The organism is Mycolicibacter hiberniae (genome assembly GCF_010729485.1).
In the GTDB taxonomy this organism is placed as follows: domain Bacteria; phylum Actinomycetota; class Actinomycetes; order Mycobacteriales; family Mycobacteriaceae; genus Mycobacterium; species Mycobacterium hiberniae.
The window spans coordinates 637,434-664,170 of the sequence record NZ_AP022609.1; the positions used below are offsets into that span (position 1 = coordinate 637,434).

Sequence of the window (26,737 nt, forward strand, 5' to 3'; positions counted from 1 at the left end):
GTCGTGGACACTGACCGGCCGCATCAAACAGATGTATGTGCTCAAGGAGACCCTGTCGAGCACGGAGGTCGCCGGTGCCGTGGTCTGCGGCGCCGCAGGGGTCGGCAAGAGCCGGGTCTGCCGTGAGGCACTCAGCGCTGTGGCGTCGCAGGGGTGCCACGTGCGTTGGGCGGTCTGCACATCGGTGGCGCGAAGCGTCCCGCTCGGTGCCTTCGCGGAGTGGGTACCGCCGGCGGTCACCGATACTGTCCTGCTGGTGCGCAGCGTGATCGAGGCGCTGACGGCTTCGGGGCCCACGGTGGTCGGTGTCGACGACGTGCATCTGATCGACGACCTGTCGGCATTCGTGGTGCATCAGATCGTGCAGCGCGGCCTGGCCAAGGTGTTCGTGACCGTCCGTGTCGATGCGCCGATTCCCGCATCCGTGCATGAGATATGGGCGGCCGGCCGGTTCACCTGGCTTGATCTGGAGCCGCTGTCTTTGGAGGAGACCGCCGAGTTGCTGTCGGTCACGTTGGACGGTCCGGTGGATTTCGCCGCCGCCCAACGGTTGTGGCGGCTCACGCTCGGTAATGCGCTGTACCTTCGCAATATCGTCGAGCACGAGATGGCCGAAGGCCGAATCGTTCGCCAGCACGGATACTGGCGCTGGATCGGTGATCCGACCATTCCGGCCGGCCTCGCCGGGTTTCTCGAACCCCGCATCGCGGGGCTGCCCAGGCCGGTCGGCGACGTGATCGAGGTGCTCGCTGTCGGGGAGCCACTCGATCTGGCGGCGTTGAGCCGCATCACCAGTTCGGCTGCGGTGGAAGAGGCCGAGACCCGCGGTCTCATCGCCCTTGAGCCCGCCACCGGCGGGGTGCAGGTACGGCTGGCACACCCGCTGTACGGGGAGGTGTGCCGTAGCCGCGCGGCCGCCACCCGGCTGCGACGGCTGCGCGGCGCGGTCGCCGAAGAACTCGCCGCATCCGAGGACCGCGAGGACCTCGCTGCGGTGGTCCGTCGCGCGACGTTGGCCCTTGAATCCGATCTCGCGCCGGACGCCGAGCTGTTCACCAAGGCGGCCAGCGGCGCCGTCTGGCTGGCCGACCTGGCCCTGGCCGATCGCCTGGCGCGGGCGGCCGTCCGGGCCGGCGCCGGTGCCGAGGCCAGCTTCATCTCCGCACATGCGCTGTCGTGGCTGGGACGTGGTGAGCAGGCCGATGCGGTGCTGGCCCAGGTCATTACCGACGACCTCACCGACCGAGACCGCGCCAAGCTGGCGTACCTGCGGTCCTGCAACATGCTCTGGGCACTGGGCGAACCGCAGCGCGCCAAGGAACTCATCGACGCCGCCGCGAGCACCGTGTCGGCCACAGACCGCGCCTACATCGACGCATTTCTGGCCGTGTACTGGTTTGCCACCGATGAGCTCGAGTTGGCGCGGCACGCTTGCGGGCAGCTGGATCTGCACGGCCTTCCGCCGGTCGTCGGCGTCGAAATCGCCTGGGTGCTCAGCGCTGTGTGTGCGGACGCCGGACGACTGGACGAGGCCCTGGCCGCCGCGAACGCCGGCTACGCCATTGCGGCTCGCTCGCTGGATGCCCCGCAGATGATGTTCAACATCGCCGATGCGCATGTCAGCGCCCTGGTGCTGGCAGGCTGCAATGGTGAAGCCCGCAACGTGGCGGAACAGACGCGCCGCAGGGCCGCTGACCTGCCCGGCGCGGCGCAGCTGCTCGGCACCGCAATCGCCGGTCGTGCGGCGGTGTGGGCCGGCCGCCTCGATGCCGCCGGCCAACTGCTCGACCGAGCCGACGCCGGATTCGCCGGCACCGGCCACGCCCTGGGCTGGGGATACCGGTATCTGCTGCCGCGCATCACCGCACTGGCCATGCGCGGTGCGGCCGGCGAGGCCGCCGGTGCGCTCGATGAGCTCGACGGGCTGCGGCGGCCATTCCGGCCGCTCGACTATGAGCGGAGCCTGGCCCGCGCCTGGGTGTCGGCCGCCCAGGGTGCGGTCAGCGAGGCGATCGCCATGGTGCTGGCGGCGGCGCAGCGGGCCGGGGCGCGCGGTCAGTTCGCCGCCGAAGTGATGTGCCTGCAGACCGCCGCACAGTTCGGCGACAGCTCCGGTGCGCCACGGCTGTGCGAGCTGGCGGCAATGGTCGAGGGGCCGCGTGCGGGAATCGCCGCCCGGTTCGCGGCCGCGCTGCGTGACGGCGACGGGCCGGAATTGTCAGCGGTGTCCGAGGATTTCGAGGGCATTGAGGACGTGGTGGCTGCCGTGGATGCCATGGCCCACGCCGCGCTGGCCTACCGCCGCCACGACCTGCGGGGGTCGGCGTTGGGTTGCTGCGCGCGTGCGGCAGCGCTGGCCGAACGATGCGGCGGCGCGAGCACCCCGGCCTTCCGGCAGGCCGCCGAACCGCTGCCGCTGACCGACCGGGAGACCGAGATCGTGATGCTGATCGGACAGGGACTGTCCAACCGCGCCGTCGCGGAGCGACTGACCCTGTCGGTGCGCACCGTGGAAAGCCATATCTACCGGGCGATGCTGAAAACGGGCACCACCAACCGCGACGAACTCGCGGCCCTACGGCCCCGGCATCGGACCTGAGTCAGGGAGCAGTCAGATTGCAGTGGCGCGCTACTGAGGGTGGCGCGCTATTGGTGTTCGGGGGACCGCAATCCGCGGCTGCCGATTAATTGGTCACCGGCTTGCAAGGCAGTGGGGACGATTGCCGATCTGGGATTTTGAACGGCTAAGTAATCCGCCATCGAAGCCGGGTGAGCCTGCCGTGGTGCGGCACTGAGCGCACCTCCCCGAACGGGAGTGACGATTTGTCGATCACACGGAGGAGGGCAGGTCATGTCCGTATCCGTCATCCCCGTGACGCACGCTATTTCCACTCTGGTGATCGGCGCGGTACGCGCGGTGTTCCCGAGGCCGACCGAGGGTACCGGCTGGCCACCACGGCACTGCCCACCGCAGCCCAACGACATTTTCGGAGATGCCGCCATGGCGCGGGAAATGCATCGGCTGTGAGCGGCGTCGACTACTCCGGATGCGGTTCGGCGACCACCGTCGCCAGGTGCGGGTGCGCCTCGGCTTTGACCTGCTCGAAGAGCCGCTTGTAGTACGGCAGGCAGTCGGCCATCGCCTGTTCGGTGGTGAACAGCGGCTGATAGCCGAGCTGGCGGCGGGCCTTGTCGATCGAGAAGTAGTTGTTCAGGTAAAGCCGCTCCACCGCACCGGGCTCCAGCATCGGCTCGGGCAGGCCGAAGCGGAAGTGCAGCCACTGCCAGGCGAACATGACGTCGCGCACCATGCGCCCGGAAACCCGGAATTTGGGCCACGGTTCGCCGCACGCCTCGACTACCGGGCGGGCGAACTCGAACATGTTGATCGGTTCGCCGTCGTTGATGAAGTAGGCCTGGCCGGGCGCCGATCCGCCCGGCACCAGGTGTTCGGCGGCCAGGATGAAGCCGTGGATCAGGTTGTGCACGTAGGAGTTGTCGAGCTTGGCGTGTTTGCTGCCGATCAGGACTTTGACGTGACCGGCGACCACGCTTTCGAACAGCTTGCGGAACATGGTCTGGTCGCCGTCGCCCCAGATTCCCGACGGGCGAATCGAACAGGTCAGCATGCCGTCAACGCCGTTCTCGCCGAGCACGAACTTCTCGGCGACCACCTTCGTCTCGGTGTAGAGGTCGTTGAACTTGGTGGTGTAGGCCATGTTCTCGTCGCCGCCCGAGATGGCCTTGCCGCCCATCACCACGCTGTTGGAGGCGGTGTAGACAAAGCGTTTCACTCCGGCGCGCTGCCCGGCCAGGACCAGGTTCTTGGTGCCGTCGACGTTGACCGCGAAGCTGCGCCGGCGGATCTCGTCGGTGACCTTGGCGCCGCCCTGCAGATCGATGATCGCGGCGGTGTGAAAGATCGTGTCGATGTCGGCGACCGCAGCGGCCACCGTCTGCGGGTCGCAGATGTCGCCTTCGACCTTTTCCAGGTTGGGATGCTCGGGCAGCGATGACGGAGCGCGGTCGAAGGACCGCACCCGGTAGCCGCGCTCCAGCAGGGTCCTGACGAAATTGGTGCCGACGAATCCGGAGCCCCCCGTGACCAGAACCCGGCCCAGCTCGGTAGTCAGTGATGGATCACCCATCGGGCGAGCATAACTGAACGTGTTCCAGTTCTAGTGGCCGAATTCACGCCTGGGGTTCGTCGCCGGGCTCGGCGTCGAGCGCTTCCTGGACTCGGCGGCGGGCGCCCGCCAGGTGCTCTTCGCACCGTTTGGCCAGCTGCTCGCCCCTTTCCCAGAGGCTCAGCGAGGCGTCGAGGTCCAGCCCGCCCTGCTCCAGGCGCTGCACCACATCGATGAGCTCGTCGCGGGACTGCTCGTAGCCGAGCTCACTAACGGGTGTCAGCGGATCGCGCTCAGCTGCCATCGATGCGTCCTTCACTTGTCGCTGCGATCGCACCGTCGGCGACCCGAATCCGCAACCGGGTGCCCGGCGCGGCGTCCTCGACCGATCGCAGTACCTGCGGCCCGCCGGCGCCGAGGGCTTGGACCACGGCGTAGCCGCGCGCCAAGGTGGCGGCTGGGCCCAGCGTAGCCAGCCGCGCCGACAGATGCGCCACGCGTTCGGCCTGAACGTCGATCAGCCGGGTCACATCGCGGCGCACCGCGCTCAGGGCACGTTGCACCTGGTCGCCGCGCTCGGTCAGCGCGCGCAGCGGGTCGGCCAGCACCGGCCTGCTGCGCAACTGGGCGAGCACGCGGTCCTCGCGCACCACCCAGTTCCGCACGGCTTGCGCGCTGCGGCGGCGCAGGTCGTCGACCAGCGCCTGTTCGGCGGCGGCGTCCGGGACGATCTTCTTGGCCGCGTCAGTGGGGGTGGCCGCGCGCAGGTCGGCGACCAGATCGCACAGCGGACTGTCGGGTTCGTGGCCGATCGCGCTGACCACGGGGGTGCGGCAGGCGGCGATCGCCCGGCACAGAGTTTCGTCGGAGAACGGCAGCAGGTCCTCGACACTGCCGCCGCCGCGGGCCAGCACGATCACCTCCACGGCGGTGTCGGCGTCCAGCTCGCGCAACGCCGCCACCATCTGAGCGACGGCCGTCGGCCCCTGCACCGCGGTGTTGCGCACCGCGAAGCGCACCGCCGGCCAGCGGGTGCCGGCCACCGTCATGACGTCGTGCTCGGCGGCGCTGGCCCGCCCGGTGATCAGGCCGATGGTGCCCGGCAGGAACGGCAGGGGCCGTTTGAGCCGCGGATCGAACAACCCCTCGGCGTCCAGCAGCCGGCGCAGCCGTTCGATGCGGGCCAGCAGCTCACCGATGCCCACCGCGCGGATAGCGCTCAAACGCAGCGAGAAGGTCCCCCGGGCGGTGTAGAAGTTGGGCTTGCCGCACACCACCACCTGGGTGCCTTCGGTCAGCTTGACCGGCGACCCGGCCACCAGCTCCGGGCTGCACGTCACCGTCAGGGACATGTCGGCGGCCGGATCGCGCAGCACCATGAACACCGTGCGTACCCCGGGGCGCAGGTTGATCTGGGTCAGCTGCCCCTCCACCCACACCGACCCCAGCCGGTCGATCCAGCCCTTGACCCGGACGGCAACCGCGCGGACCGGGAAGGGGTTCTCGGCGGATTCGCCCGGGGCGGGGGCGGTCACTTGGCGGTGGTGCGGGTGATCCTGTTGGCCAGCAGCGTCTGGAACGGGGCCCGGGCCTTGGTGGCCTCCTCGTAGGCCAGCAGCGTCTCCAGCTCGTCGAGGCTCAGCGAGGCCAGCCGGGCCCGCAGCTGGGCCAGCGTCAGCGAGCCGTAGTCCAGTTCGTCGACCAGGTCGGGGACAGGCACCTGCGCGCCCCCGCCCTGGCTGCCTGCGGCGCCGGTGTCGGCCTTGGCGGGCTCGCTCGGCGGGGCAACGGCATCGTCGGCATCGTCGTCGTCCTCGCGGCTGTCACTGAACGAATAGAGCGCAAACCGCCCCTCGGTGCGCTGACCGGTGTCGGCGTCGTCGAAGGCCGCTGCGTTGCCGCCGTCGTCGTCGTCGAAGGTGGCCCACTCCGGCTGCTCATCCTTGGGCGGGAACAGTGACTCGAGGGTGGAGTCGCCCTTGTTGACCAGGTCAGCGACGCCCTGCTGCCAGCGCATCACCGCGTGCGCGGCCTGGCTGGCCAGCGTCATCGGGTAGGTCAGGATGGTTTGCGGCAGCTTCATGGTCTCCTCGACCGCGACGGTGGCCGCGCCGACCAGAAGCCGGACTCCAAAGGGTGCATTTGCCATGGCCTCCAGACTGCCTTACCTGCCGTTCATCTCCAAGCATCGGGTGGCGTGCCGCGAGCTGGCGGTCCCGAGTCGGCAGACCGTACGCTGGTTGCCATGCCGCCGACCCTCGATGTGGAGAACTCTGCCAACCCGGGATCGCCCGTCCCCGCCACCCACACCGGGAAGCGGGTGTTACTGGCCGAGCCGCGCGGCTACTGCGCGGGAGTGGACCGGGCGGTGGAGACCGTCGAGCGGGCGCTGGAGAAGCACGGCGCACCGGTGTACGTGCGCCACGAGATCGTGCACAACAAGCATGTTGTGGACACCCTGACGAACAAGGGCGCGGTCTTCGTGCACGAGACCGACGAGGTGCCCGAAGGCGCGATGGTGGTGTTCTCCGCGCACGGGGTGGCCCCCACCGTGCACGAATCGGCCGCCGAGCGCAGCCTGCGGGTGATCGACGCGACCTGCCCGCTGGTGACCAAGGTGCACAACGAAGCCAAGCGGTTCGCCCGCGACGGCTACGACATCCTGCTGATCGGCCACGCCGGCCACGAGGAAGTGGTCGGCATCATCGGTGAGGCGCCTGAGGACGTGCAGCTGGTCGACGGCCTGGACGCGGTGGACTCGGTGCGGGTGCGCGACGAGAACAAGGTGGTGTGGCTGTCACAGACCACGCTCAGCGTGGACGAGACGATGCAGACCGTGGTCAAGCTGCGGGCGCGGTTCCCCAACCTGCAGGATCCCCCCAGCGACGATATCTGCTACGCCACCCAGAACCGCCAGACCGCAGTCAAGGCGATGGCCCCGGAGTGCGAGCTGGTGATCGTGGTGGGGTCGCGCAACTCGTCGAACTCCAACCGGCTGGTCGAGGTGGCGCTGGGTGCCGGTGCCCGCGCCGCCCACCTGGTCGACTACGCCGACGACATCGACCCGGCCTGGCTGACACCCGAGACCGGCCAGGTGCAGACCATCGGCGTCACCTCGGGTGCCTCGGTGCCGGAGATCCTGGTCCGCGGGGTGCTGGAGCGGCTGGCCGAGTACGGCTACGCCACGGTGTTCCCGGTGGCCACGGCCAACGAGACGCTGGTGTTCGCCCTGCCCCGCGAGATCCGGCCGAGCCGACGCTAGCTGCACGTGCGGCGTCCCCCGGGCGCTGCTGAGGTCAGTCCGCTCTGTGGGGGCGCCCTAACGCCGTGACGTCGGCCAGGGCGATCCGCGTGCTCGTCTCGTGCTTGGAGAGGGGCCGCATGTGGTGCCATCCCTCGATCGTCAGCTTCGGCCTGTTGTCCTGGCCGCTGAACTCCTCCAGGAAATATCGCAGGGTCTCACTCGTCGTGTGATCGACGAGGGGTACGCGCGAGCTCAGGTGCAGCTGCACCGTCTGGGCATCCGGTGGATACTGCCCCAATTCCCGAATGACGTGGAACAGGTTGAAACACACCAGGGAACCGTCCAGGTACAGGTGGTAGGCGCCCTCAGTGAAATCCCGCTGTGTCACCGGGTTGCGGAAGAGACTGACGAATCGACCGGTAAGGCCCGGCTCGGCGGAATCTGAGCCGGTGCGCGACGTGTGCCACAGGCTCTCCAACCACAGATTCAATACCAATTTCACGGCGGCGCCGGCGAGAAGACCGATGAGCAGGTCCGTCGTCAACGTCACGAGCAAGGTGATCACGAAGATGACGACCTGCTCCGTCCCGACCCGTGCGACATTGAGCCACACCGCGGGCCGACACAGTTTGTAGCCGATGAAGACCAGGACGGCGGCCAACACCGTCAGCGGGACCTTGTTGATCAGGTGGCTGAACAGCAGCACGAATATCAACAGAAAGCAGGCGTTGTAGAAGTTGGCCCACTGGGTCCGGCCCCCGCCCAGAATATTGGCAGTGCTCTTGACCATGCCGGGGATGATCGTCAGGCCACCGAGCACGCTCGAGGCGACGTTAGAGGCTCCCATGGCCTGCAGGGTCCGATCCGGGTCGGAGCGGCGCCGAAAGGGATCGATCTTGTCGACGGCCGCTATTGTCGCCAGGGACTCGACCCCGTCGATCAAGACCAGGGTGAGCACCAGGTAGGCCAGAGCCAGCCAAAGTTCGGGATGGGCGAACACAGTGCCGAACTGGGGCAGGACGATCCCGTCTATGAGCGAGCTCGGGACTTCGATCAGGTAGCGCTTGTCCAGTTTGAGGATGAAGACGCTGGCGAGCGTGCCTGCGAAGAACACCCAGACCGGAGGCGGCAGTACCTTCAGAAGCCGCCCGGGCAGCGCAGTCAGGACGAAAAGCCCCGCCAGGCAACCAACCCCCAGGATGAAGACCGGACGATTCATTGACCCGACGTGGCGGGGAACTTCGGCCAGGATCGCCCAGAATTCGCGGCCCTCGAACTTCTCGCCCATAAACAGCGGGATCTGCTTGGCGATGATCATCAGACCGATCGCGGCCAGCATGCCCTGAATCGCCGCGGCCGGGAAGATGGCGCTCAGGCGGGCCACCTTCAACTTGGCAAGGAGCACCTGAACCACGCCTGCAAGGGCGATGGCAACCAGAACCAGGGGGTACCCCACCGCCAGCAACTCGGATTCCGGGGCGCCCTCACCGAGGCGGATCTGTCCCAGCGTGATCATGCTGGCGAACAAGACGGGCGCCAGTCCCGCCGCCGGGCCGCTGATGGTCACATACGAGCCGCCCAGGAACGGCAGGACAAAACCGGCGATGATCGCCGACACGATCCCGCAGATCGGCGGGGCGCCCGAGGTGACCGCAATTCCCATCGAGAACGGCAGCGAGATCAGGGCCACCGTGAAACCCGACCGCAGATCGTAGCGCCAGTGCTTCAGGCCGGCCAGGCCATTGCGCGGCTTTTCGGTCGGAACGGTCAGGAGATGTTGCATGAATCAGCTTTCTCGGCAGCGGCTAAAAGCAGTTTTGGTAAAGCGCTGCCGAAATTCGTGCAGCGTCAATCCGCCTTCATAACGGGAGGGCGCAAATTCGTGGGGGCCGGAAAAAGCGCACGGTCGCCGTTAATGCTGAATGAGCCACTTGAACCCACAGTCTCCGTAAAATCCACGCTGCGGGGTGCGCCAATCTGTCGTTCTGATACGACGATTGACCCCGAACCGGCCTGAGCCGGTATCAGCAAGTCCCGCTTGTTGGCGCTGCGCCAACATCGGGATCATAGGCCGACGCAGCTCGAGAATTCCAAGCCCCGAGCCGTCATTGGTGCATCCACAGCAAGTTGGCAGCGGAATTTACGGAGAGACCCAGCTTCGATTTTTGCGGGCGGAAAAAGGGACTTGCGAAACCGGTTTAACCGCATCGGCCAGTTTCGGCTCGTAGCGATGGCTGATTCCAGCTCACACAAAGCCTGTCAGCCCGGGTCTCCTCGGCGGAGCCGCCCTGGCTAGATGTCGAATTCCCAGGAATCGGCTTGTCCGCGCTGCTGGCGGGGACGGGCGCCACGCTGCGCTTCGTCGGCCTCGGCGTCGGTCCCGCGGTAACGCACCTGGGACACCGGGTGGCGGCTTCCGTTGCCGCTGCCCTCGGCGGGCGGGGGCTGACGGCGGCGGGGAACCGATTCTGGCGCCTCACCGGGCCGGTTGCCGCGTCCCGGCACATCCCGCGGCGCGCGGGAGTGCTCACCGCCGCGTGCCGAGTCGTGCGGCGGGCGTCCGACTGGCCGCGGCTCGGCGGTCCAGTCCGGGGCGGGCCGCCGGCGGGGCTGGCGCTCGTCGCGGGCCTCCGGCGCCGGACGGCGCCGCCGCTGCTGCGGGGATTCGCCGCGGCCCTCCGCGGCCGGACGACGGCGCGGGCGCTGGCCGCTCCCGTCGTCCATGCCCGGGCGCACGTGCCGCGAACGGGTCGGCGCTGCGCCGCCCGCCGCGCCACGACGCTCACCCGCGCGGGGGCGGGATCGCGCTGCCGAGGTCTCCCGCGCGGCCCGGCGGGCCTCCGCGGTGGCCCGGCGGGGACGTTCACCGGGGCGCTTCTCCCGGGTGGCCGGCTGCTCGATGGCATGCGCGGCATCGCGATTGAGGACCGAGCCAAGCAGCGCGCCGAGGCGGCCGCTGAGGGTGGCCCGTTGCGGGGTGGCCGGGGTCTGGGCCGCGGGCCGGGCGGTGGCGTCCAGCATGCCCAGGTACCAGCGCACCATCCCGATCAGCAGCACCGCCGCGGCGGTGAACAGCATCAGCGGGAAGCGTTCGATCAGGGGATATCCGCAGTTGATGACGATGGCTTTGAGGCCGGGGAAGCCGCCGCCGCGGAACAGCCAGTACGCGCCTGGCACCATGACGAACAGGATCAGCGGCGGCTGGACCACGGTGGTGAACACCGCCGACTGCTGCACCATGAGCACCGCGGCCAGACAGCCCATCGCATACAGGGTCGAGAAGACGATGGTCAGTTCTTTGTCGCCGGCGCCGGCGTCAAAAGCCACGCCGACTGCGGTCGCGACCACCGCCACCGCGACCGCACTCCACCAGGGCAGCCCGGTGATGGTCGGCAAGATGGAACGGTCGTCCGCGGCCACTGCCGACTTCTCCCGCGCTACTGCCACACGAAGACGGTACCGGCTGGCGACGGCGGGGGCGCACGGCGGCACGCACGGCGCTCTAGACTTGGCTTCCCGTGAGCCTGAGCCTGGGAATTGTGGGGTTGCCCAACGTCGGTAAGTCGACCCTGTTCAACGCGTTGACGCACAACGATGTGTTGGCCGCCAACTATCCGTTCGCGACGATCGAGCCCAATGAGGGCGTCGTACCGCTGCCCGATCCCCGGCTGGCCAAGCTGGCGGAGATCTTCGGCTCCGAGCGGATCCTGCCCGCGCCGGTGACGTTCGTCGACATCGCCGGCATCGTCAAGGGCGCCTCGGAGGGGGCCGGGCTGGGCAACAAGTTCCTGGCCAACATCCGCGAATGCGACGCCATCTGTCAGGTGGTGCGGGTCTTCTCCGACGACGACGTGGTGCACGTGGACGGCAAGGTCGACCCCGAGGCCGACATCGAGGTGATCGCCACCGAGCTGATCCTGGCCGACATGCAGACCCTGGAGAAGGCGATCCCGCGGCTGGAGAAAGAGGCCCGCAACAACAAGGACCGCAAGCCCGTGCACGAGGCCGCCGTGGCCGCCGCAGCGATCCTCGACACCGGCAAGACCCTGTTCGCGGCCGGGGTGGACCCCGCCCCGCTGCGCGAGCTGAACCTGCTGACCACCAAACCGTTCCTGTATGTGTTCAACGCCGACGAGACGGTGCTCACCGACGCGGCGCGGGTGGCCGCGCTGCGCGAGCTGGTGGCCCCGGCCGACGCGGTGTTCCTCGACGCCAAGATCGAAGCCGAGCTCGCCGAACTCGACGACGAATCGGCGATGGAACTGCTGGAGTCCATCGGGCAGACCGAACGCGGCCTGGACGCGTTGGCCCGCGCCGGTTTCCACACCCTGAAGTTGCAGACCTACCTGACCGCCGGCCCCAAGGAGGCACGGGCCTGGACCATCCACCAGGGCGACACCGCACCCAAGGCGGCCGGGGTGATCCACACCGACTTCGAGAAGGGCTTCATCAAGGCCGAGGTGGTCTCCTTCGACGACCTGGTCGAGGCCGGGTCCATGGCCGCGGCCAAAGCCGCCGGCAAGGTGCGCATGGAGGGCAAGGACTACGTCATGGCCGACGGGGACGTGGTGGAGTTCCGGTTCAACGTGTAGTACCTGTTGCGAAAATCGTCTTATCCAGAGGTTGATGCTGGCGATTTCGATGGTGCCGGCGTGAGCGGGCGGCGAGTTGTCGTGGCGGGTTGCGCAGGCACGATGGTGCCCGTGGCGTTGCCTTCGGCGGTGTCGCGGGGAGCTGTCAGGTGGTGGGAACGCCTCGCGCGTTAAATTGTCGAAACATCGGGTGCGCAACGGGCCGGTAGGCGGTTAGCTGTCGGTAGTTTCGGATAGATGGAGCACCGGATGGCTGCGGATAAGCCGCGATTGCGGCCGGTCTCGGATGATCCGGTCCGAGTCGAATACCGAACCGTGCACGGATATCGCCGGGCGTATCGGGTGGCCGGGGACGGGCCGCCGCTGTTGTTGATCCACGGCATCGGAGACAATTCGTCGACCTGGGAGCCGCTGATCCCCCTGTTGGCGCAGAAGTACACGGTGATCGCCCCGGATCTGCTCGGTCATGGGCTCTCGGATCAGCCGCGCGCTGACTATTCCGTCGCCGCGTTCGCCAACGGCATGCGAGATCTGCTGTCGGTCTTAGGTTTTAATCAGGTAACGGTCATCGGGCACTCCTTGGGTGGCGGGGTAGCGATGCAGTTCTGCTACCAGTACCCGCAGATGGTTGAGCGGCTGGTGTTGGTAGCCGCCGGCGGTGTGACGCGCGAGGTCAACCCCGCGCTGCGGCTGGCGTCGCTGCCGGCCGCACCGCAGGCGCTGGCCGCACTGTCGGTGCCAGGATTTGAGACAACGCTTCGGATGGTTCGGGGGCGGATCGACAAGCTGAGCCTGCCGCCGCCTCTGGTGGATCTTCCTGAGATCTTGCGGGTGCTCGGTGATTTGCGGTCGCCGAACAAGCGGGCGGCGTTCGTGCGGACGCTGCGCGCGGTGGTGGATTGGCGCGGGCAGATGGTCACCATGCTCGACCGCAGTTATCTCACCGAACGACTCCCGATCATGATCGTCTGGGGGACCCACGATCAGGTGTTGCCGTATTCGCACGCCAAGCTCGCACACGCCGCGATGCCGCATTCGCGGCTGGAAACCTTCGTCGATTCCGGTCATTTCCCGTTCCGTGACGACCCGCTACGGTTCGCCGACCTCGTCGACGACTTCATAACCAACACGGTGCCGCTGGATTTCGACCTGGAACGGTGGCGTCGGCTACTCACCGACGGAGCGGCCGACCCAGCGGTGGCGGATCCCGATGAGGAATTGCTGCGCGCGCTGACAGACGGCCGCAGCGCCACCTGACCCGCGGGTTCTGGCCCGATAACCGACAGGCTGATGCGCCGAACGGGGGGAGGGGCAGCGCCGGCCTGCCGCGGTGGAGAAGTCGCCGACGTGTGTCTCGCCGGTGACCTCACCGCGACGGCGGTAGGGGAGGCTCATCCTCATGTCGGTGGTTGAAGCGATCTATCTGGTGGCGGCGCTGCTGTGGATTGTTGTGGTGGTGGCCGCGGCGTGCATCGGAGGTCACTACCTGGTGAAGCTTCGTGCCAGGCGGCGCCAGGTGACCGGGCTGATCGACACCGTGCGGCTGTCCATCGAGCGTGTCATCAGCCCGTACCGGGCAGTGGCAACCGGCGGCACGGCCGCGCTTCAGCGGGCGGCTTCCGTAATCGGCGTCTTGGGGAGCATTGCTCAGTTGATGATCTCGTCGAGCCCGTCAGCGCGCAGCGCGGCCAGCCGATCACGCCACTCCCGAAGGGCTTCGGGCGTCAATCGCGGCCAATCGACGATCTCTTCGGCGACCCGTAGCGGCGCACTGCTGCGGTAGGAGCGGGTCGGGTTGCCGGGAAACTTCTTGTCGGTGACGTTCGGGTCGTTCTCGAACGCCCCGGTCGGCTCGACGCGGTACACCCGCGGCTCCCCGTCGCCGGCGGCGAGCTCGGCCGCCAGCCCGGCACCGTCGAGCAGCGCGGTGAAATAGATGTGGTTCATCACGATCTCGGGCCGGTAGTTGGACCGGAAGCCGGCGAGGAGTAGGTCCCCAACCGCCAATCCGGCTTTGGTGCCATGGAAGAACGGGCCTTCGTCGTCGATCGCGTCCATCGGTTACAGGGTATCGACGCGTCGAGGCCCTCGATCGGTAATCTGACCGCGGTGCGAATTCGTGATTGCGTCGGCCCGGCCGAATATCCCCGGTTGGTGCAGATTTGGCGCAGCGCCGTCGACGCGACTCACAACTTTCTGGCAGAACCCGACCGCACAGCCATCGAAACCCAGTTGGCCGACACCTACTTCCCGGCTGTTCTTCTCACCATCGCCGAGATCGACGGTGATCCGGTGGGTTTCGCCGGCACGGCGGGGGAGCACCTGGAGATGTTGTTCGTCCACGCCGACGCCCGTGGACACGGAGTCGGAAGCGCGCTACTCCAACACGCGATCGGCGCGCACGGGATCCGCCGGGTCGACGTCAACGAGCAGAACGAGCTAGCGGTCGAGTTCTACATTCGACGCGGTTTCGTCGTCACCGGCCGCACTGAGCTTGATGATGCGGATCGGCCATACCCGTTGCTGCACATGAAGGCACTGCTCGCACCGGGTTGACTCATTCGATCGGTTCGACCCATTGAACGCGCGACGGTCCGGGGCTGAACGGATCGCCGAAATACTGCGTCTCGCGCACGACCTCCCCGCGCGCGAACTCCATCACGCTCACCACGTAGGACGGCCGACCGTCGTAGGTGAGGACGAGTTCACTGATCCACAGATCGCCACCTCCGAGGATGCGGCGGACTGTGAAGCGTTTGGCATTCGGCTGGGCTTGCCGCGACGCCCGAATATGGTCGCGGCCACGAATCCGCTCACCCGACTGGGGGTATTCGAGGACCGAATCCGCCCGGTAGATCTGATGTTCGGCGTCGAAGTCGTTCGCATCCGACGCCGCCCAATGCGCCTCGAGCGCAGCGCGTATGTCGTCATCAGCCATGACAACGACGGTATCGGCTTTACGTCCGATTGGGATCAGCCAGATTGAATGTCTGAATCGAGCGGTCTACCAGATGACGGCGAGCCCGGCGGCGGTCAGCACCAGGGCACCCGCGGCGTAGAACAGCGGGCGCGGGGCTTCCCCACCTGACTTACGCTGCCGTGCCCGGCCGATGCCCAGCACGGCACCGAGGGCGACCAGGATCACCAGCTTGGTCCCGATCTTGGGGTAGTTGAGCACCACGTCGGCAGGCCAGGGGGCCGCCAGCGCCAGTCCGGTCAGCAGGGACAGCAAGACGCCGTAGTTCATCACCGGGGTGAGCTGGAAGCGCCGCGCCGCAGCTTCGGCGACCAGCGCACCGAACGTCACCGCGAAACCGACGATGTGCAGCAGAACTATTACGTGCCGTAGTACCTCCACGCCGCTCAGGCTAACCCGTGGCGGCGGCAAATGGTATTCCATCCGGCAAGCGCGCCTCCGCGTCGCTCGCCGATCTGGCGCCGAGTCTCTAGCCTTGCCCGCATGACTACCTCCCTCACCCGCCTGGCCGCCGTCGTCGCCGCCACCAGTGACCCGGCCGCTGCCGACCCCGCAGGCTCGCAAGTGGTCTTCAGTGCCTCCGCCGTCGGCCACGACGCGGTCGCCAGCACCGTCACGCTGGGCCAGTACAGCGTCGAGGTCGACGAACCGCCGGCGCTCGGCGGCGAGAACACCGCCCCCAACCCGGTGGAGTACTACCTGGCATCGCTGCTGTCCTGCCAGATCGTCACGTGGCGGTACTGGGCGGAGAAGCTGGGTATCACCGTCGATGAGATCACCGGGCGTGCCGAAGGCGACCTGGACGTTCGTGGCTTCTTCGGTCTGGACGACGACGTCCGCCCCGGCTTCAACCAGGTGCGGGTGGTCATCACCGTGACCGGCCCGGAGACCGAGGAGCGCTACCGGGAGCTGCACCAGACGGTGGAAAAGCACTGCCCGGTACTGGATCTGACCACCAACGTCACCCCGGTGCACAGCACCCTGGAGGTAAAGTAGCGCCGGTGATCTTCATCGTCGTCAAGTTCGCGGTCAAGCCGGATTGGGCGCAGCGCTGGCCGCAGTTGGTGGCCGGCTTCACCGAGGCCACCCGGGCCGAGCCCGGCAACCTGTGGTTCGAGTGGTCGCGCAGTCTCGATGACGCATGCGAGTATGTGCTCGTCGAGGCTTTCCGCGACGGCGAAGCGGGCAGTGCCCACGTCAACAGCGAGCACTTCAAACAGGCCATGGCCGACATGCCGCAGGCCCTGGTGTCGACACCGAAGATCATCAGCCAGCAGATCGACGCCACGGACTGGTCGGCGATGGGTGAGCTGACCGTCGACTGAGGTCATCACGGCGACCCGCTTCACCCGGCTTCGCCGCGCTTGCGATCGCCCAGCGCCTAGCGCACGACCGAGATCTCCCGGCCCAATTGGTAACCGGCGGCCAACGGCAAGATATCCCCGCTCCAGAAGCAGCCGGGGTCGAACCAGTTCGAGTTCTTGTCGGTCGACAGCAGGCCCATCTGTTCGTAGGTGATGGCCACCGTCTCGGCGCAGTAGGCGGTCTGCAACGCGACCTTGCTGTTGCGGGCCTTGCGCTGCTGGGTGATCTCCTCGACTTTGCGGTCCAGCAACGGGATACCGCGGGTCCAGTCGCGCGCTGTGGGCAGCCGCCCCCGCAGCCACCGGCCGGTGAGCCGTGCGGTGGTGGGAAACGCGGTGCCGTCCATCCGCGCGATCGCCTGCAGCAGCTGGTTCTCCTGCTGGCGGGTGATGGTCCCGCTGAGCTGGCGCAGCCAGCAGCGCTGCTCATAGCGGCCCATCCACTGCTCGACGGCCGCCCGGGCGTCGTTGAGCTGCACCCCGCGGTGGTTGGTGCCGGTCCAGAAGTCATGCAACTTGTCGCCGAGCTCGGCATGCCAGATCAACGGCGGCAGATCATCGAGGGCCACCGTCATCCCGACGTGGTTCACCGGGGCGTTGGACAGGGTCTGGATCGCGCGGTCCGGGCCGGAGCGGCCCCGGAACAACCAGATGTCGCCGGTGCGTGTTTCGGCCAGCGCCCGGTCCAATGTCACGGTGTGTTCGTCCACGCCCAGCACCCTAGGGTGTGATGGTGCGCAGCATCTGGAAATGGATCGGCCTGGCGGGTGTGGTGGGCGTTGCCGCCGGGGGAGTGCTGGTGGCGCGAGACCAGCGCCGACGGCGGGCCTACACGCCCGAACAAGTCCGCGCCCGCCTGCATGAGCGGCTGGCCGAGGCCGGCGGCTTGGATTAACGCAGCCTAGCGCCCGTCAGTCCGTGGCGGCGTCGACGCTGTAGAGGCGGTGGGTGCCCGCGAAGCCCTTCAGCTCCGCGTCACGCCCGACGCCGACGGTGATATCCGCGCATTCCTTCACCGCGTCGCGCACCGGCCCGCTGATCAGGATCTGGCCGCCCTGCGCCGCGGCGGCAACCCGGGCGGCCATCGCGACGTTGCGGCCGAACAGGTCGTCGCCGCGCCGCACCGAGCGGCCCATGTGCACCCCGATGCGCACCCGGATCGGCTGCTGGGGTTTGCGCCCGCGCCGGGCCTGCAGCGCCTGCTGAATGGCCAGGGCGCAGCGCACCGCCTGCGCGGGATCGGCGAAGGCGATCATGTAGCCGTCGCCCTGGCTTTTCACCACCTGCCCGCGGTGCGCCGCAACCAGCCGGTGCACCGCCTCGTCGTGGCGGGCGATCAGTTTCACCCAGGCGCGGTCACCGATCCGCTCGTTGAGTTCGGTGGACCCCTCGATGTCGGTGAACAGCACCACCACATGCCCGTCCGGGGCCAGCCGGGCCAGGTCGGGGCGTTCCACCGCCGCCCAGTCGGCGAGGTCTTCGATCGAACTGCGCACCGCCGCACCGAAACCCTGCTCGCGCACCAGGTTCGCCGTCTGCCAAACCGTCTTGACGGCCTCCCGGCCGCTGGTCAGAAGCATGGTGCGGGCATCGACCCGCCCGCGCAGCGAGTCGGCCTCGGCGCGGGCCCGCCGCAGCCGGGCGGTCACGATCGCCAGCGCCAGGCCCTGGCCGGCCACCACCGCCGCCAGGGCGTAGGCCGCGATCCAGGGCGGCGCGAGCCACCCCGTCAAGGCCCGGACACGAACTCGACGACGGCCGCGCTGAAGGCGTCGTTGTCGTCGCCGGCGGCGGTGTGCCCGGCGCCGGACAGCTCCACGAGCCGCGCGCCGGGGACCTTGGACAGGAAGTCCGCGACACCGTCGGGGCTGACCACATCGGAGAGCTTGCCGCGGATCAGCAGGATCGGGATCTGCAGCCCGATGGCGGCCGCCTCGATCTTCTCGGTGCGCAGCGCCGGGTCGTCGTCGGGTTTGGTCATCAGCGCCGGATCCCAGTGCCAGTACCACCGCCCGTCGCGCCGGCGCAGATTCTTCTTCAGCCCTTCGGGACTGCGAGGTTTGCGGCGGTGCGGCAGGTAGGACGCCACCGCGTCGGCGGCCTGCTCCAAGGAGTCGAAACCGTCGAGGTGGCTGGCCATGAAGTCACGGATGCGGGCGCTGCCGTCCTTCTCATAACGCGGCACCACGTCCACCAGCACCAGCTTGGTCACCCGCTGCGGCCCGGCCTGCGCGGCCACCAGAATGCCGGTGAGCCCGCCCATGCTGGCCCCGATCAGCGCCACCGGCCGGCCGATCGCGTCGATCACCGCCAGCGCGTCGGCGGTCAGCTTCTCGATCGCGTAGTCGGCGTGCGGCGCCCGATCACTGTCGCCGTGGCCGCGGGTGTCGAGCGCCACCACGTGATAGCCGCGGTCGGCCAAGATCTGGCCGGTCCTGTGCCAGGAGTGCCGATTCTGGCCACCGCCGTGCAGCAGCACGATGGTCGGGTGGCCGGCCGCGTCGGCTGCGCCGCGGTTCCATTCGTCGGCGACCAGCGTTACTCCGTCGACGCCGTCGTATTCGACGGTCTGGGCTGTGCGCATTCCCAGATGGTAGATAGGTTGGACGACAGGGTCGACGCAAACGCCTGCCCGGCCGTGAGGGGTAAGTGATGAGTGAACCGCGGTGGATCGACGTGCCGGCACCCGGGGTCGAACTCAAGGCATTGAGTTGGGGCACCCCCGGTGACCCGGTGGCGTTGTGCCTGCACGGTTTTCCCGACACCGCCTACGGGTGGCGCCGCTTGGCGCCGCGGCTGGTGGACGCCGGGTGGCATGTGGTGGCGCCGTTCATGCGGGGATATGCGCCCTCGGCGATCCCCGCCGACGGCAGCTACCACGTGGGCGCCTTGATCCACGACGCGCTACGGGCGCACGTCGCTGTCGGCGGCACCGGCCGGGACGTGGTGATCGGGCACGACTGGGGCGCGATCGCGGCCACCGGGCTGGCGGCGATGCCCGACAGCCCGTTCACCAAGGCGGTGATCATGTCTGTGCCGCCGCCGGCCGCGCTCCGTGCCGTCGGCGGGACCGACCGGCTCTCGCTGGCCCGCCGGGTTCCCGGACAGGTGCTGCGCAGCTGGTACATCAGCTACTTCCAACTGCCGTGGCTGCCGGAGCGCTCCGCCTCCTGGGTGCTGCCGCTGCTGTGGCGGCGCTGGTCGCCGGGATATCCCGCCGAGGAGGATCTGCGCCACGTCGACGCGGCCATCGGAACACCGGAGGGCTGGCGCGCCGCGCTGGGGCCCTACCGGGCATTACGCAGCCTGCGGGCCCCCGAGCCCTACACCGATCTGCACCGGTACTGGTTGCAGCTGCCGCAGCTGCGGACCCTGTACCTGCACGGGCGCACCGACGGCTGCATGACGGTGGAGTTCGCGCAGCTGATGGAGCCCGCATTGCCGGCGGGCAGTGCGGTTGCCATCGTCGAAAACGCGGGCCACTTCCTGCAACTCGAGCAGCCCGACCAGGTCGCCGAACAGGTGCTGGCGTTCCTGAGCCGATGAGCGGGGCCTGACCCGGTGGCCGCCGCACGGCGGATGGCCGCCATCGACGCGCAGTTCGGCTGGATGTCGGCGAAGATCCCCAGCGACCAGTTCCTGCTCTACGCCTTCGCCGGGGTACCGGCCGACCTTGACGGCGCGATCGTCGAAGTGCTCGACCGGGCCCGGGCGGCCCCGGATCTCAACATCCGGGTCGACGACGCCGGCCGGCTGCGCTACCCGCGTTGGGTGCCGCGGACCGAGCCGGCCACGGTGATCCGCCACCGGGCACCCGCCGACAGCTGGGCCGGCTGCCTGGACGCCATCGTGGGGCTCACCGAAGACCAGCTCGACATCGGCGCCAACCCGTGGCGCCTGCACGTGTTCGCGCCCGTGCACGACATTCCCGGGCATCGCGGCGCCGGCACGGTGGCGGTGGTGCAGATAGCGCACGCCCTTGCCGACGGCCAACGGTCCTCAGCACTGGCCGCCTGGCTGTTCGGCCGTCCCGCGCCGGTGGCCGCGGTGCCGCCACCGCGGGCCGGGTTCTTGCCGTGGCGTGCCGTGGTCGCCGCGCGCGCCCACCGCCGCCGCGTCGAGGACACCCGGGCGGGACTGCTGCCGCCCGCCGTCGGCGACCGCCCACCGCTGGCCACCAACAACCGGCCGGCCGGCGACCGAACCGTGCGCACGCTGGTGCGACAGCGTGCCGACGTGGGCGGGCCGACGGTCACCGTGGCAGTGCTCGCCGCGGTGTCCGCGGCGCTCTCGGAATATCTCGGCGGGCACTGCGACGAACTGGGTGCCGAACTTCCCATGGCCAAAGCCGGTGCGCGCCAAGCCCACAACCACTTCGGCAACGTGACGGTGGGGCTGTACCCGCGTCTGGACCACGACGCCCGCTGTCAGCGCATCGCCGCCGATATCGCCACGGGCCGGCTCCGGAGCCGCCACCCGGCCACCGCCGCCGCCGACCGCGCCTTCGCCGCGACGCCCGCGGTGTTGCTGCGCTGGGGCGTAGACCGATTCGACCCCGATGTGCGCCCGCAGCGGGTCGCCGGCAACACCGTGGTCTCCAGCGTGCACCGCGGCGCCGCAGACCTGCGACTGGGCACCGAGCCGGTCCTGCTGACCGCCGGGTTTCCTGCGCTGTCCCCGGCGATGGGACTGACGCACGGCGTGCACGGGATCGGCGACACCGTCGTGATCAGCGTGCACGCGGCTCAGTCGGCGATCCCCGATATCGAGGTATATCTGCGACTGTTGGACGCCGCGTTGTAGTTTGAGCAGATGGCCACCTCTGCTGATGTCGCACTGCTGCTCCTGCGTCTTGTTCTGGGTCTGACCATGGCAGCCCACGGGTTGAACAAGTTCATCGGCGGGGGCCGCATCCCCGGCACCGCGAGGTGGTTCGAAAGCATCGGCATGAAGTACGGCAAGTTCGCGGCGCTGACCGCGGCGATCACCGAGATCGCTGCCGGGCTGGCGCTGGCCGTCGGGTTGTTCACCCCGATCGCGGCCGCCGGGTTCGTGGCGTTGATGGCGGTGGCGGTATGGACCGTGCACCGCTCGAACGGCTTCTTCGTGCTCAGCAACGGCTGGGAGTACAACCTGGTGCTGGCCGCCGGCGCTGTCGTGGTGGCCATGCTGGGGCCGGGTTACCTCAGCGCCGACCACCAGATTTTCGGCCACTGCTGGCAGAAAGGCTGGTCGGGCCTGTGGATCTCGCTCGGCCTGGGACTGGCGGGCGCCATCGGTCAACTGGTGTTGTTCTACCGGCGGCCGGCGCAGTCCGCCGCGACAGGCGAGTAGGGCAGCCCGCTGCCGGCGTTCTCGTCGACGATCACGCGCCGGCCCAGATAGGGGAAGGCCCGCTGCGGGCAGGCCTGGCGATCACAGATCTTGCAGCCCGCGCCGATCGGCACCACCGTTGCCGCGTCATCGAGGGCGACACCGGTGGAGTACACCAGCTTGTCGGCATGGGCAAGGTCGCACCCCAGGCCCACGGCGAAACTCTTGTGCTGCCCCAGATAGCCGCGCCCCTCGGGCGGCGTGGTTGTCGCGATCCAGAAGTACTTGCGCCCGTCGGGCATCTGGGCCACCTGGGTGACGATGCGGCCCGGCTGGCTGAATGCATCGTGGACCACCCACAGGGGGCAGCTGCCGCCGACCCGGCTGAAGTGAAACGCCGTCGCTGACTGCCGCTTCGAGATGTTGCCGGCTCTGTCGGTACGGACGAAGATGAACGGCACCCCGCGTCGTCCGGGCTGTTGCAGTGTCGACAGGCGGTGACACACCGTCTCGAAACCGACCTCGAAACGGCGGCCCAGCAGGTCGATGTCGTAACGTAGGTCGGCCGCGGATCGCTGAAACTGCCGGTACGGCAACAGAAAAGCGCCGGCGAAGTAATTGGCCAGCCCGATCTTGGCTACCCCGCGTGCCTCCGGGCTCAGTGACGGGTCTTGGGCCACGAGGTCGGCGAGCAGCTCCTGCTGGGTCAGCAGCGCCAGTTGGGTGGCGATCTGGAAAGCGCGCTGGCCGGCCAGCAGCCAGTGCGCGACGCGCAGCACCCGTGTCGCCGGATCGAAGACCCGCTTGGTGCCCGCCGGCAGGTCGTCGACGATCGCCACGGTGACGCCGAAGCGCTCTTCCATCAGTGCAGCCAGCTGAATATCCAAGCCGCCGAAACGCATCCCGGTGTCGATGAATAGCCGCTCGGCGGCATTGTCGAGTTCGCCGATGTAGTTGTTGCGGTCGTAGAAGAAGTCCCGGACCTCCTCGAAGGGCATGGGCCCGGCCACCGACTGTGCCGCGTCACCGGAGACTCGCGACCGGTAGGATTCCAATTCCTCAGTGGCCGAACGAAGTTGGCGGTGCATGGTCAGCAGGCTGTTGCCGATCTCGGGCATGCGCGCCACCAGCTGCTCGATCTGTCCTTCGCCGGCGGCGTGTTCGCCGGCGGTCGCGGTGAACATGTCGCGCAGTTCGGCGACCAGGCGGGCATCGCCGTCGCCGGAGAAGTACTGCGCGGGCAGGCCGAAACGTTCGGTGAGCGCCAGCAACACCGCAACGGTGAGCGGCCGCTGGTCGTTCTCGAGCTGATTGACGTAGCTGGTCGACAGGTTCAACGCGCGGGCCAGCGCGACTTGCGTCAGGCCGCGCTCCTCACGCAGACGGCGCAGCCTGGCCCCGGCGAAGGTGCGGGAGGTCGGAGGTGCCATGTCATGCAGGGTAACCCCACGGCAGATTCGCAAGGTTTGCAACACCGGAGATTCTAGGACGCAAAATTCCACTTTTCCCGTCAGTTTCGGCAGGTCGCGGCTCTGCGTAGGGTGTGAAACATGCAGCTACATGACGTGCGGACCCGCCGCAGTGCCGAGGACTTCCCCCGCTCCGAGCACCTCGCTTGGAAGATCGCGCAGGTGGCCGCCGACCCGGTGGAAGTTCCCGACGACACCGCGGCAATGGTCATCAACCGGATCATCGACAACGCCGCCGTCAGCGCTGCCTCGGTGCTGCGCCGGCCGGTGACCGTGGCCCGCCGCCAAGCCCTGGCACACCCGTCGGCCCCGGGTGCCGCGGTCTTCGGCGTCCGCGGCAGCTACTCGGCCGAATGGGCCGCCTGGGCCAACGGCACCGCGGTGCGCGAACTGGACTTCCACGACACCTTCCTGGCCGCGGAGTACTCGCATCCCGGCGACAACATCCCCGCGCTGGTGGCGGTCGCCCAGCAGCTCGGGGTCAGCGGCGCCGACCTGATCCGCGGCCTGGCCACCGCCTACGAGATCCAGGTCGACCTGGTCAAGGGTATCTGCCTGCACGAGCACAAGATCGACCACGTCGCCCATCTCGGCCCGTCGGTAGCCGCCGGAATCGGCACCATGCTGCGGCTGGACCCCGAGGTGATCTACTCCGCCGTCGGCCAGGCGCTGCACCTGACCACCGCTACCCGCCAGTCCCGCAAGGGCTTGATCTCCAGCTGGAAGGCCTACGCGCCGGCCTGGGCCGGCAAAGTCGGCATCGAGGCCGTGGACCGGGCGATGCGCGGTGAAGGCGCACCGGCCCCGATCTGGGAGGGCGAAGACGGCGTGATCGCCTGGCTGCTGTCCGGGCGCGACCACACCTACCAGGTGCCGCTGCCCGGTCCCGGCGAGGCCAAGCGCGGCATCCTGGACACCTACACCAAGGAGTACTCCGCGGAATACCAGAGCCAGGCCCTGATCGACCTGGCCAAGCGCCTCCGCGAGCGGATCGCCGACCTGAGCCAGGTGGCCACGATCGTGTTGCACACCAGCCACCACACCCACTACGTGATCGGCACCGGCTCCGGCGACCCGCAGAAGTTCGACCCGGACGCCTCGCGGGAGACCCTGGACCACTCGGTGATGTACATCTTCGCCGTCGCCCTGGAGGACGGCAGCTGGCACCACGTCCGGTCCTACAGCCCGGAACGGGCACACCGGCCCGAGACCATCGCACTGTGGCGCAAGATCTCCACCGTCGAGGACCCGGAGTGGACCCGGCGCTACCACTCGACCGACCCAGGCGAGAAGGCGTTCGGGGCGCGCGCCGAGATCACCTTGGCCAGTGGCGAAGTCATCACCGACGAGCTCGCGATCGCCGACGCTCACCCGCTGGGGGCCCGGCCGTTCGAACGCAAGCAGTACATCGCCAAGTTCACCGAGCTCGCCGAGGGCGTGGTGACCACGGCCGAACAAGAGCGGTTCCTCGCCGCCGCCGAAGGACTTGCGGGTCTGAGCGGCGGTCAGCTCAGCGAACTCAACATCGTCGTCGAGCCGGCGGTGCTCGACCAGGCACCGGCGACACCCGACGGGATTTTCCGGTGAGTGGGCTGCTCGGGTCCGCCGCGGCTCCGGCGGACAAGCGGGCGGCATTGCGGGCCGGTCTGCAATCGGGCCGGCTGCAACGGTTCCCGGGGGCGTTCTCGCCCCTGGTCGCCAAGCTGGTGGCCGAGATCGGCTTCGAAGGCGTCTACGTCTCCGGTGCGGCGCTCTCGGCCGACCTGGGACTGCCGGACATCGGGCTGACCACGCTGACCGAGGTGGCGGAGCGCGGCGCACAGATCGCCGCGGCCACCAGCTTGCCCACCTTCATCGACGCCGACACCGGCTTCGGCGAGCCGATGAGCGCCGCACGCACCGTCACGGTGCTCGAAGACGCCGGGCTGGCCGGGTGCCACCTCGAGGACCAGGTCAACCCCAAGCGGTGCGGGCACCTCGACGGCAAAGCCGTGGTGCCGGTGGGTGAGATGGTCAAGCGGCTGCGGGCCGCGGTCACCGCCCGCCGGGACCCCAACTTCGTGATCTGCGCCCGCACCGACGCCGCCGGCATCGAAGGACTCGCCTCCGCGATCGACCGGGCGAAGGCCTACGCCGACGCCGGGGCGGACCTGATCTTCACCGAAGCCCTACGCGGGCCGGCCGAATTCGAAGCATTTCGCGCCGCGGTGACCACGCCGCTGCTGGCCAACATGACCGAGTTCGGCAAATCGGAGCTGCTCACCGCCGCCCAACTGTGCGACCTCGGCTACAACGCCGTCATCTACCCGGTCACCACGCTGCGGCTGGCGATGTTCGCCGTCGAAGCCGGATTGCGTGAGATCGATTCGGCCGGAACGCAATCCGGTCTCCTGGATCAGATGCAGCAGCGCAGCCGGCTCTACGAGCTGCTGCGCTACGCCGAGTACAGCCAATTCGATGACGACATCTTCACCTTCACGTTAGGAGCGGCCCAGTGACGATCTCCCCGGACGTGCCGGAAATCCGCAAAGGACTCGCCGGCGTCGTCGTCGACACCACCGCCATCTCCAAGGTGGTGCCGGAGACCAACTCCCTGACCTACCGCGGTTACCCCGTGCAGGATCTGGCCGCGCACTGCACCTTCGAGCAGGTCGCCTACCTGTTGTGGCACGGCGAGCTGCCGAGCGACGCCGAGCTGGCGCTGTTCTGCCAGCGGGAGCGGGCGGCGCGGCGAGCGGACCGCTCGCTGCTGTCGCTGGTGGACAAGCTGCCGGAGAACTGCCATCCGATGGACGTGGTGCGCACCGCGATCAGCTACCTGGGCGCCGAGGACGCCGAAGAAGACGACCCCAGCGAGTCGGCGAACTTCACCAAGGCGCTGCGGATGTTCGCGGTGCTGCCCACCATCGTGGCCGCCGACATGCGCCGCCGGCGCGGTCTGGACCCGATCGCGCCGCACAGCCACCTCGGCTACTCCGAGAACTTCCTGCGGATGTGCTTCGGCGAGGTGCCCGATCCGGTGATCGTGGCGGCCTTCGAGCAGTCCATGACGCTGTATGCCGAACACAGCTTCAACGCATCCACGTTCGCCGCACGGGTGGTCACCTCCACCCAGTCCGACATCTACAGCGCGGTCACCGCGGCCATCGGCGCGCTCAAGGGCTCGCTGCACGGCGGCGCCAACGAGGCGGTCATGCACGACATGATCGAGATCGGTGAGCCGGGCCGGGCCGCGGCGTGGCTGCACGCCAAGCTGTCGCGTAAGGAGAAGGTGATGGGCTTCGGTCACCGCGTGTACAAGCACGGCGACTCCCGGGTGCCGACCATGAAGGCGGCACTCGAGCAGGTGGCTGCCGCCCGCGGTGGCCGGGCCTGGCTGGACATCTACCGCATCCTGGAGACCGAGATGTTCGCGGCAACCGGAATCAAGCCCAACCTGGACTTCCCGACCGGTCCGGCCTACTACCTGATGGGCTTCGACATCCCGATGTTCACCCCGTTGTTTGTGATGAGCCGCATCACCGGCTGGACCGCCCACATCATGGAGCAGACGGCGTCCAACGCGCTGATCCGCCCGCTGAGCGCCTACTCGGGCAGCCCGCAGCGCGTCCTCAAGGCGGTGTGACGGCGCGGCGGCCGCGGTCGGTGGCC

General features: G+C 68.5%; 27 protein-coding genes. 14 read left to right on the top strand and 13 right to left on the bottom strand.

The window, feature by feature from the left end; translation table 11 throughout:
• Positions 1-31: 31 nt before the first annotated feature.
• Positions 32-2,599: a LuxR C-terminal-related transcriptional regulator gene (locus tag G6N14_RS03040; protein WP_179960864.1), complete on the top strand. Its 2,568-nt coding sequence runs from the start codon at positions 32-34 to the stop codon at positions 2,597-2,599.
• 439 nt (positions 2,600-3,038) lie between these two features.
• Here G6N14_RS03040 and G6N14_RS03045 read toward each other — a convergent pair whose 3' ends face one another.
• Genes G6N14_RS03045 through G6N14_RS03060 form a run of 4 tightly spaced genes read right to left on the bottom strand, consistent with a single transcriptional unit; the run spans position 3,039 to position 6,276 of the window.
• Positions 3,039-4,148 (bottom strand): 3-beta-hydroxysteroid dehydrogenase, encoded by a 1,110-nt coding sequence (locus G6N14_RS03045; RefSeq protein ID WP_085136991.1) that lies wholly within the window; start codon positions 4,146-4,148, stop codon positions 3,039-3,041.
• Between the two features lie 43 nt (positions 4,149-4,191).
• Complete coding sequence (locus G6N14_RS03050; protein ID WP_085136992.1) at positions 4,192-4,431, bottom strand: exodeoxyribonuclease VII small subunit; 240 nt, start codon at positions 4,429-4,431, stop codon at positions 4,192-4,194.
• Entirely contained in the window at positions 4,421-5,662 is a 1,242-nt protein-coding gene (xseA, locus tag G6N14_RS03055) for an exodeoxyribonuclease VII large subunit (protein WP_085136994.1), read from the bottom strand. Before xseA ends, G6N14_RS03050 begins: the two co-directional genes overlap by 11 nt.
• A complete protein-coding gene (locus tag G6N14_RS03060; protein ID WP_085136996.1) occupies positions 5,659-6,276 on the bottom strand; it encodes a lipid droplet-associated protein in 618 nt (205 codons plus the stop codon). Before G6N14_RS03060 ends, xseA begins: the two co-directional genes overlap by 4 nt.
• A 96-nt stretch (positions 6,277-6,372) precedes the next feature.
• On the opposite strand from G6N14_RS03060, the gene G6N14_RS03065 reads away from it, so the two are divergent.
• Positions 6,373-7,389: a 4-hydroxy-3-methylbut-2-enyl diphosphate reductase gene (locus tag G6N14_RS03065; RefSeq protein ID WP_085136998.1), complete on the top strand. Its 1,017-nt coding sequence runs from the start codon at positions 6,373-6,375 to the stop codon at positions 7,387-7,389.
• A gap of 34 nt (positions 7,390-7,423) precedes the next feature.
• Here G6N14_RS03065 and G6N14_RS03070 read toward each other — a convergent pair whose 3' ends face one another.
• Both G6N14_RS03070 and G6N14_RS03075 read right to left on the bottom strand, forming a co-directional pair.
• Positions 7,424-9,154 (bottom strand): SulP family inorganic anion transporter, encoded by a 1,731-nt coding sequence (locus tag G6N14_RS03070; protein WP_234809012.1) that lies wholly within the window; start codon positions 9,152-9,154, stop codon positions 7,424-7,426.
• A gap of 509 nt (positions 9,155-9,663) precedes the next feature.
• Positions 9,664-10,818 carry a DUF6542 domain-containing protein gene (locus G6N14_RS03075; protein ID WP_133054950.1) on the bottom strand — a complete coding sequence of 385 codons (1,155 nt, stop codon included), beginning with the start codon at positions 10,816-10,818 and terminating at the stop codon, positions 9,664-9,666.
• A gap of 71 nt (positions 10,819-10,889) precedes the next feature.
• Here G6N14_RS03075 and ychF point away from each other — a divergent pair, with 71 nt between their 5' ends.
• Positions 10,890-11,963, top strand: coding sequence for a redox-regulated ATPase YchF (gene ychF / locus G6N14_RS03080; RefSeq protein ID WP_085137001.1), 1,074 nt, complete (start codon positions 10,890-10,892; stop codon positions 11,961-11,963).
• 249 nt (positions 11,964-12,212) lie between these two features.
• A complete protein-coding gene (locus tag G6N14_RS03085; RefSeq protein WP_234809013.1) occupies positions 12,213-13,220 on the top strand; it encodes an alpha/beta fold hydrolase in 1,008 nt (335 codons plus the stop codon).
• 390 nt (positions 13,221-13,610) lie between these two features.
• On the opposite strand, the gene arr is transcribed toward G6N14_RS03085, so the two are convergent.
• A complete protein-coding gene (gene arr, locus G6N14_RS03090) occupies positions 13,611-14,021 on the bottom strand; it encodes an NAD(+)--rifampin ADP-ribosyltransferase (protein WP_085137005.1) in 411 nt (136 codons plus the stop codon).
• A 42-nt stretch (positions 14,022-14,063) separates the two neighbouring features.
• On the opposite strand from arr, the gene G6N14_RS03095 reads away from it, so the two are divergent.
• Positions 14,064-14,519: an acetyltransferase gene (locus tag G6N14_RS03095; protein ID WP_234809018.1), complete on the top strand. Its 456-nt coding sequence runs from the start codon at positions 14,064-14,066 to the stop codon at positions 14,517-14,519.
• Position 14,520: 1 nt separating this feature from the next.
• On the opposite strand, the gene G6N14_RS03100 is transcribed toward G6N14_RS03095, so the two are convergent.
• Both G6N14_RS03100 and G6N14_RS03105 read right to left on the bottom strand, forming a co-directional pair.
• Positions 14,521-14,901 carry a nuclear transport factor 2 family protein gene (locus G6N14_RS03100; RefSeq protein WP_085137008.1) on the bottom strand — a complete coding sequence of 127 codons (381 nt, stop codon included), beginning with the start codon at positions 14,899-14,901 and terminating at the stop codon, positions 14,521-14,523.
• A gap of 66 nt (positions 14,902-14,967) precedes the next feature.
• Positions 14,968-15,321 carry a Fe-S protein gene (locus G6N14_RS03105; RefSeq protein WP_085137010.1) on the bottom strand — a complete coding sequence of 118 codons (354 nt, stop codon included), beginning with the start codon at positions 15,319-15,321 and terminating at the stop codon, positions 14,968-14,970.
• Positions 15,322-15,423: 102 nt separating this feature from the next.
• Between G6N14_RS03105 and G6N14_RS03110 the strand changes: the two genes are divergently transcribed.
• A complete protein-coding gene (locus G6N14_RS03110) occupies positions 15,424-15,936 on the top strand; it encodes an OsmC family protein (protein ID WP_085137012.1) in 513 nt (170 codons plus the stop codon).
• Between the two features lie 5 nt (positions 15,937-15,941).
• Positions 15,942-16,265: a putative quinol monooxygenase gene (locus G6N14_RS03115; protein ID WP_085137013.1), complete on the top strand. Its 324-nt coding sequence runs from the start codon at positions 15,942-15,944 to the stop codon at positions 16,263-16,265.
• A 56-nt stretch (positions 16,266-16,321) separates the two neighbouring features.
• Here the strand turns inward: G6N14_RS03115 and G6N14_RS03120 are convergent, their stop codons facing one another.
• Positions 16,322-17,014 carry a guanylate cyclase gene (locus G6N14_RS03120; RefSeq protein WP_085137149.1) on the bottom strand — a complete coding sequence of 231 codons (693 nt, stop codon included), beginning with the start codon at positions 17,012-17,014 and terminating at the stop codon, positions 16,322-16,324.
• Between the two features lie 20 nt (positions 17,015-17,034).
• Here G6N14_RS03120 and G6N14_RS03125 point away from each other — a divergent pair, with 20 nt between their 5' ends.
• Complete coding sequence (locus G6N14_RS03125; RefSeq protein ID WP_163786988.1) at positions 17,035-17,199, top strand: hypothetical protein; 165 nt, start codon at positions 17,035-17,037, stop codon at positions 17,197-17,199.
• Positions 17,200-17,215: 16 nt separating this feature from the next.
• On the opposite strand, the gene G6N14_RS03130 is transcribed toward G6N14_RS03125, so the two are convergent.
• A complete protein-coding gene (locus G6N14_RS03130) occupies positions 17,216-18,037 on the bottom strand; it encodes an adenylate/guanylate cyclase domain-containing protein (protein WP_085137015.1) in 822 nt (273 codons plus the stop codon).
• Complete coding sequence (locus tag G6N14_RS03135; RefSeq protein ID WP_085137017.1) at positions 18,034-18,888, bottom strand: alpha/beta fold hydrolase; 855 nt, start codon at positions 18,886-18,888, stop codon at positions 18,034-18,036. The genes G6N14_RS03130 and G6N14_RS03135 overlap by 4 nt, the downstream gene beginning before the upstream one ends.
• A gap of 68 nt (positions 18,889-18,956) precedes the next feature.
• Here G6N14_RS03135 and G6N14_RS03140 point away from each other — a divergent pair, with 68 nt between their 5' ends.
• Genes G6N14_RS03140 through G6N14_RS03150 form a run of 3 tightly spaced genes read left to right on the top strand, consistent with a single transcriptional unit; the run spans position 18,957 to position 21,638 of the window.
• Entirely contained in the window at positions 18,957-19,850 is an 894-nt protein-coding gene (locus G6N14_RS03140) for an alpha/beta fold hydrolase (RefSeq protein WP_085137019.1), read from the top strand.
• Positions 19,851-19,883: 33 nt separating this feature from the next.
• Positions 19,884-21,107, top strand: coding sequence for a WS/DGAT/MGAT family O-acyltransferase (locus tag G6N14_RS03145; protein WP_085137151.1), 1,224 nt, complete (start codon positions 19,884-19,886; stop codon positions 21,105-21,107).
• A 9-nt stretch (positions 21,108-21,116) separates the two neighbouring features.
• A complete protein-coding gene (locus tag G6N14_RS03150) occupies positions 21,117-21,638 on the top strand; it encodes a DoxX family protein (protein ID WP_085137021.1) in 522 nt (173 codons plus the stop codon).
• Here G6N14_RS03150 and G6N14_RS03155 read toward each other — a convergent pair.
• The gene (locus G6N14_RS03155; RefSeq protein WP_085137023.1) at positions 21,599-23,047 is read right to left on the bottom strand and encodes a short-chain fatty acyl-CoA regulator family protein; all 1,449 of its coding nucleotides are present in this window, start codon (positions 23,045-23,047) and stop codon (positions 21,599-21,601) included. The genes G6N14_RS03150 and G6N14_RS03155 overlap by 40 nt on opposite strands.
• Before the next feature lie 120 nt (positions 23,048-23,167).
• Between G6N14_RS03155 and prpD the strand changes: the two genes are divergently transcribed.
• Genes prpD through G6N14_RS03170 form a run of 3 tightly spaced genes read left to right on the top strand, consistent with a single transcriptional unit; the run spans position 23,168 to position 26,711 of the window.
• A complete protein-coding gene (gene prpD / locus G6N14_RS03160; RefSeq protein WP_085137024.1) occupies positions 23,168-24,673 on the top strand; it encodes a 2-methylcitrate dehydratase PrpD in 1,506 nt (501 codons plus the stop codon).
• Complete coding sequence (gene prpB, locus G6N14_RS03165) at positions 24,670-25,584, top strand: methylisocitrate lyase (RefSeq protein WP_085137026.1); 915 nt, start codon at positions 24,670-24,672, stop codon at positions 25,582-25,584. The genes prpD and prpB overlap by 4 nt, the downstream gene beginning before the upstream one ends.
• Complete coding sequence (locus G6N14_RS03170) at positions 25,581-26,711, top strand: bifunctional 2-methylcitrate synthase/citrate synthase (RefSeq protein WP_085137028.1); 1,131 nt, start codon at positions 25,581-25,583, stop codon at positions 26,709-26,711. The genes prpB and G6N14_RS03170 overlap by 4 nt, the downstream gene beginning before the upstream one ends.
• Positions 26,712-26,737: the final 26 nt, after the last annotated feature.

Excerpts from the sequence above, each read along its gene's own strand:
- G6N14_RS03040 (WP_179960864.1), top strand. The coding sequence starts at position 32 with ATGTATGTGCTCAAGGAGACCCTGTCGAGCACGGAGGTCGCCGGTGCC.
- G6N14_RS03045 (WP_085136991.1), bottom strand. The coding sequence starts at position 4,148 with ATGGGTGATCCATCACTGACTACCGAGCTGGGCCGGGTTCTGGTCACG.
- G6N14_RS03050 (WP_085136992.1), bottom strand. The coding sequence starts at position 4,431 with ATGGCAGCTGAGCGCGATCCGCTGACACCCGTTAGTGAGCTCGGCTAC.
- G6N14_RS03060 (WP_085136996.1), bottom strand. The coding sequence starts at position 6,276 with ATGGCAAATGCACCCTTTGGAGTCCGGCTTCTGGTCGGCGCGGCCACC.
- G6N14_RS03065 (WP_085136998.1), top strand. The coding sequence starts at position 6,373 with ATGCCGCCGACCCTCGATGTGGAGAACTCTGCCAACCCGGGATCGCCC.
- G6N14_RS03070 (WP_234809012.1), bottom strand. The coding sequence starts at position 9,154 with ATGCAACATCTCCTGACCGTTCCGACCGAAAAGCCGCGCAATGGCCTG.
- G6N14_RS03085 (WP_234809013.1), top strand. The coding sequence starts at position 12,213 with ATGGCTGCGGATAAGCCGCGATTGCGGCCGGTCTCGGATGATCCGGTC.
- arr (WP_085137005.1), bottom strand. The coding sequence starts at position 14,021 with ATGGACGCGATCGACGACGAAGGCCCGTTCTTCCATGGCACCAAAGCC.
- G6N14_RS03100 (WP_085137008.1), bottom strand. The coding sequence starts at position 14,901 with ATGGCTGATGACGACATACGCGCTGCGCTCGAGGCGCATTGGGCGGCG.
- G6N14_RS03110 (WP_085137012.1), top strand. The coding sequence starts at position 15,424 with ATGACTACCTCCCTCACCCGCCTGGCCGCCGTCGTCGCCGCCACCAGT.
- G6N14_RS03125 (WP_163786988.1), top strand. The coding sequence starts at position 17,035 with ATGGTGCGCAGCATCTGGAAATGGATCGGCCTGGCGGGTGTGGTGGGC.
- G6N14_RS03135 (WP_085137017.1), bottom strand. The coding sequence starts at position 18,888 with ATGCGCACAGCCCAGACCGTCGAATACGACGGCGTCGACGGAGTAACG.
- G6N14_RS03140 (WP_085137019.1), top strand. The coding sequence starts at position 18,957 with ATGAGTGAACCGCGGTGGATCGACGTGCCGGCACCCGGGGTCGAACTC.
- G6N14_RS03145 (WP_085137151.1), top strand. The coding sequence starts at position 19,884 with ATGGCCGCCATCGACGCGCAGTTCGGCTGGATGTCGGCGAAGATCCCC.
- G6N14_RS03150 (WP_085137021.1), top strand. The coding sequence starts at position 21,117 with ATGGCCACCTCTGCTGATGTCGCACTGCTGCTCCTGCGTCTTGTTCTG.
- G6N14_RS03155 (WP_085137023.1), bottom strand. The coding sequence starts at position 23,047 with ATGGCACCTCCGACCTCCCGCACCTTCGCCGGGGCCAGGCTGCGCCGT.
- prpD (WP_085137024.1), top strand. The coding sequence starts at position 23,168 with ATGCAGCTACATGACGTGCGGACCCGCCGCAGTGCCGAGGACTTCCCC.